Origin of the sequence: Psychrobacter faecalis, from assembly GCF_016107575.1 — a bacterium.
Lineage (GTDB): Bacteria > Pseudomonadota > Gammaproteobacteria > Pseudomonadales > Moraxellaceae > Psychrobacter > Psychrobacter faecalis.
The window spans coordinates 1-5,194 of the sequence record NZ_JABAST010000068.1 but is presented as its reverse complement, the minus strand read 5'-3'; the positions used below and the strand labels follow the sequence as shown (position 1 = coordinate 5,194).

The following is a 5,194-nucleotide window of genomic DNA, read 5'->3' as shown; positions in this document are numbered from 1 at the left end:
GCCATAGCTTTTTTTGCCGTGTATCGAAAAACTGGGACTGTGACAGTCGGGGCAATTGATCTGTATTTGTGTCTTCATAACCTCAAATATATCATCTTGCTTTGGCTGTCACCCTCCTTTCATCTCCTCAGCATACTTTCTGACACACCACCAATATTTCAATTCGATAAATCATTGCTGCGCTATAAAAAAACACGCTGCCAACAGCGGTCGACAACGTGTATATTATACCTAAATTATTTTTCTATAAAAATAATTCTCATTCACTGATAACGACTCATCAGGCACATAAATACAGGCTATTAAGGCTTCCTAAATTAAAACCAAAAGCACCATTTTAAATAGATGTCCTTTTAAATAAGCGCTCTTTTAAATAAGCGCTCTTTTAAATAAGCACTATTTAAAACTGTGAACCTGCATCAGCGTCTAAATTATCAATGCCAACGGCTTTTGCTGCATTTTCGATACCATCGGTTAGCTGTTGTAAGCTTGTGATACTACTTTCAATCCAGCCGCGGCGTTTGTTTTGCTCTTCAGCAGAAATACCGTGCTTGCTGGCTTGACCTACGGTTGCAATCATCTGATCGACCTTGATGCCTTCTTTCTCGGCTTTTTCAACGATGACTTTAAACGCCGCTTCTACGTTAGCAAAATCAGTCGCAAGTTTATCAGCCGCTTCTTTATTGCCGGTATCGACAAGATAATTCTTTAGTCCATAACCGCCCACTGTCTTGCCAGCGACGGTTTTATAGCCGCCATTAAAGATATTTTGAATACCGCGGGCATTATTGGCATAGCTCAAATGGGTCAAATCACTAAAGCATTCATGCTCATCTTCGGTAGAGCCAGTGACGAACGCCACCTGTATACGCTCAGAAGCTAGCTCACCAAGTGCTAAGCTGCCCATTTGATACATGATTTGACGCAGACCGTTTTTGTCTTTACGGGCCATCATATCGCTACGTAAGGTGTTTTCGCTATCAGGTTGCCACTGGGCTTCCATCGCGGTCAAATCATTGATCAATAACTGGGTAACCGCTTTTAGATACTGTCCACGGCGCTCGCAAATACTCGCATCTGTGTTTGTCGTATCGCCGCTGGTACATTCGCCCTCGGTCGTTATATAGTCGCTCACCGGACGATTACCTGCACCTTCACCAACGCCATTGGTATCCTGTCCCCACAGCAGAAACTCAATCGCATGATAACCGGTAGTGACATTAGCCTCACTACCACCAATCTCGTTCATCTCAGCCAGCAAGTCAGGCGTAATGGTGCTGGTATCTTGCTTGATGCTACCAACCGTGATGCTCTTGCTATTGATAATATTGTCCTGACTGTTATATTCACCCTCATAACTGTCACTAACATAGTCAATCAAGGCTTCATCTAGCGGCCAAGCATTTACCTGTCCTTCCCAGCCATCAACGCTACCAAGTGCGCGTTTATCATCAGCGGTCACAAAGCCTTCGTCGAAGCGAAACACTTCAGCCTGTGAATATGGCTGACGCGCGGCTTTATAGGCAGCCTTTGCAGCGTCAAGATTGGCTTGGGTCGGCGTGTCTACATAAGTATTCACTGCTGTTTGTAAAAGTTTGGCCGTTTCTAAAGAATCTTTATAGGCGGCGTGCGCCATATCAGCATAGCTAATCAACAATCGATCGATATGCGCCTGATCAGCAGCCGAAGACGTTTTGTTATCGCTGTTTTGGGTTGCTTGGACGTCGGTTTGTGCCTCTGACGCTGTGGTCTCATCAGACTGTTTGGTACATCCTGATACTAGCAGTATCCCTGCCAATGCAGCAGCTAAAGTAGTCGGTAAAATTTTACGGCTTGTCGCTGGGCTGATATTCATACACGTCCTCGATGAGATACATTAGATAAAATGACAAAAGATAAAGTGATAAAAGGAAAGCTTAAAGACTTATAATTTCAATAAGATAAAATCCATTTAAACCCTAGTTAAATTTAAACGCCCGTTAAAGGCTGACAAAATTCAATCCCTGCAAATTATAATGTTATTGATAACTATTATCAAATATAATTTTTTGAATATTAGACGAATTTCAAGCAAAAAAAGACCAACTTTGCGTTGGTCTTTTTTAATTTACATTATATTTTAAATATCAGTAGCGATTAACGAACGCTGCTTGGTGCATTTACCGTTAGCTCAACGCGGCGGTTCTGCTGACGACCATAATCGCTATTGTTATCAGCGATTGGACGAGTCTGGCCATAAGCAACTACGTTGATACGGTTAGAAGCTACGCCGCGGCTAACCAGATAATTTCTCACAGAGTTGGCACGATCGCGTGACAAGTTCATGTTATAAGATGGGTTACCTACACTGTCGGTATGACCAGCAATCGTAACTGTATTTTGGTTATATTCATTCATCGTTGCCGCAAGCTTATCAAGCGTTGGTCTAAACGATGGGTTCAACGAAGCACTGTCAAAGGCAAAAGTGATATTACCTGGCATAACCAAGTCAATGTTACCGTTTGCATTTGGGGTAACCGTAACGCCAGTACCCGCCATTTGCTGCTCTAGCTGCTTCGCTTGACGCTCCATGTAGTAGCCTACGCCTGCACCCAATGCTGCACCGATAGCCGCATCACGACCAGTTTTACTACCGCCTGTTGCTTTTGAGATAGTGGCACCACCAGCTGCACCCGCTAGCGTACCGATAGCAGTTTTATTTAAACGTTGCTGTCCAGTGTTTGGATCAGTCGTACAGCCACTCAATGCTAAGCCTGATGCCAATGCTGCAACCATTAATGTATTACGCATAATATGTCCTCTTAAGTTGAAAAAATGGGCTATCAATATAGGTATCGATAAATAAACGGTGTTTTTATAGATATTGCTTGTCACGAATATGCGTCAACAAACCTGTTTATTTGTTTATTCACACTTACTATTATTATGGCAATTACCGTCTATTTTTGTGTAATATTTTGTCACATCTATGTATGGAAAGTGCATAAGTATCTATAGTCTAGTGTTTATAAAAGCGCGTTGTTTGTTACCGCAAGTCACGTTTACAGTCGTACACTCTAATTATTTTCTGCTAACATTATCTTATAAAAACTTTGGTAGAAACATTTTACGAATTAAAAAGCCGAATAATAACTGGACTAAAATTAGGTCTTACCTAATATTAGTACTAAAATTTATTAGATAAAATGCGATTATAATTTGCTAAAACTTGTTAGAAAAATTAGCTGTATTTTTGAGATGATATAAAACACCGGTTTAACCATAATAGTGAAACGATTAACGAGCAAATAGTAAGGAATAAGACATGCGCTTGAACGCTGCGATGCAAAAAATACACGAACGCGCGCCAAAACTTGGCAAAGCAATGTCGCTTACCACAGCGGCCGGAGTCATCGCTGCCAATAGTTTTGGCGGCAGTATTCCATTATGGCTTATGGGCGTTGGCAAAATTATCACGGGCGCTCCTATCGCTGATAGGACGGTAATAAAGATTGCCGAGCACTGGATTGGTAGCAATAATGCTTTGATTGATACCATATTACCGCGTAAGGATTGGCGTATTCAATTGCCGGATGATGTACATATGGACGGCAAATATCTGCTGGTCAGCAATCATCAGTCTTGGGTCGATACCAGCATCGTGCAATACATTAGTGAAAAACGCTTACCACTGACCCGGTTTTTCACCAAGTTTGAGCTCATCTATATTCCTATCGTTGGGCAGGCATTTTACTTTTTAGATTTTCCAATGATGCGGCGCCATTCTAAAGAAGCAGTTGCTAAAAACCCAGCGCTTAAAGGCAAAGATATCGAAGAAGCCAAGCGCGCTTGTGCATTATTAAAGGACAAGCCGTTTACCTTGTTGAATTATTTGGAAGGCACGCGCTTTACCCAAGAAAAACATGATAAACAAAACTCACCCTATACCCATCTATTAAAACCGCGCGCTGGCGGTTTGTCGCTGGCGATTAACGCCTTGGGCGCTGATATCGATGGTATCTTAGATATGACCATCGTCTACCCTGACGGCGTGCCAACCTATGGCGATTTGTGGAAAGGCAATATCAAACGCTTAGGCGTCGATGTCCGCCATATTGCCATACCCGATGCGCTGTTTGCCGGTATTCAAGGCGGCGGCTACGAAAACGATGAGACCGTTAAAGCGCAAATGTTTGAGTGGGTCGAGCAAATTTGGCGTCAAAAAGATATGCGTATCACACAGATGCTGGCGGATTTTGAGACTCATCCGCAAGCGGCGCATCAAAGTGAATAAAAAAGGACATTAAAAAAATTGATTAAAAAAAGCCATTAAAATTTTTGATGGTGTATCAAAAAGTATGCTGGGGTAATAAAGGAAGGGTGACAGCCGAAGCAAGATGATATATTTGAGGTTATGAAGACACAAATAGATATCAACTGCCCCGACTGTCACAGTCCCAGTTTTTCGATACACGGCATAAAAAGCTATGGCAAGCAGAACTACCAGTGCAAGGACTGCAAACGCCAGTTTATTGGCGATCATGCGGTAACCTATAACGGCTGTCACTCTAGAATAGAAGATCTCATACGACTGATGACTGTCCGAGGTTGTGGTGTTAGAGACATAGCCGTTATAGCCAAGGTTAGTATTGGAAAAGTGCTTAGCACCATAGGCTCATCCATTTACAAGATTGTACCTAAGAAGCGCTACTATGAACGCTTAGAGGTTGATGAGTTCTGGACTTACGTATATCGCAAGAAGCGTAAAGTTTGGCTTATTTATGCTTATGACCGTGCTACTAATGAGATTGTCGCTTATGTCTGGGGCAAACGTGACCTAAAAACGGCTAAGAAGTTAAGAGCCCGTCTTAAGCAACTTAAAGTGAGCTATGACTCTATTAGTATGGACAATTGGGACAGTTTCATAACGGCCTTTAAACCAGATAACAAACGAGTTGGCAAACAGCATACGGTAGGTATAGAAGGTAATAACTGCCGTCTTAGACACCGATTAAGACGATCGGTTAGAAAGACTTGTTGCTTCTCAAAAAAGCTTGATAATCACTTTAAAGTATTCGATCTGGTGTTCTTTTATGTCAATTATGGCTACGTCTGATGCCAGCATACTTTTTGACACACCACCAAAATTATGGCTTTTTATACCCCACTCTCAACTTCGAAAGTGATTGAAAAAAGAAGAGCACCTCACTAATCT

Annotated in this window: 4 protein-coding genes; 2 read left to right on the top strand and 2 right to left on the bottom strand. The window is 42.1% G+C overall.

The genetic code is table 11. The features are described 5' to 3' along the window. Nucleotides 1-400 precede the first annotated feature (400 nt). Both JFC07_RS12825 and JFC07_RS12820 read right to left on the bottom strand, forming a co-directional pair. Entirely contained in the window at nt 401-1,855 is a 1,455-nt protein-coding gene (locus JFC07_RS12825; protein WP_068408635.1) for an imelysin family protein, read from the bottom strand. 281 nt (nt 1,856-2,136) lie between these two features. Beyond that, nucleotides 2,137-2,790 carry a YiaD family glycine zipper/OmpA-like lipoprotein gene (locus JFC07_RS12820; protein WP_068408637.1) on the bottom strand — a complete coding sequence of 218 codons (654 nt, stop codon included), beginning with the start codon at nt 2,788-2,790 and terminating at the stop codon, nt 2,137-2,139. Nucleotides 2,791-3,304: 514 nt separating this feature from the next. Here JFC07_RS12820 and JFC07_RS12815 point away from each other — a divergent pair. Together JFC07_RS12815 and JFC07_RS12810 are read left to right on the top strand one after the other, a co-directional pair. After that, on the top strand, nt 3,305-4,273 hold the full coding sequence (locus tag JFC07_RS12815; protein WP_068408639.1) for a 1-acylglycerol-3-phosphate O-acyltransferase, YihG family: 969 nt from the start codon (nt 3,305-3,307) through the stop codon (nt 4,271-4,273). A gap of 120 nt (nt 4,274-4,393) precedes the next feature. Next, complete coding sequence (locus JFC07_RS12810; RefSeq protein ID WP_198329205.1) at nt 4,394-5,095, top strand: IS1 family transposase; 702 nt, start codon at nt 4,394-4,396, stop codon at nt 5,093-5,095. Nucleotides 5,096-5,194: the final 99 nt, after the last annotated feature.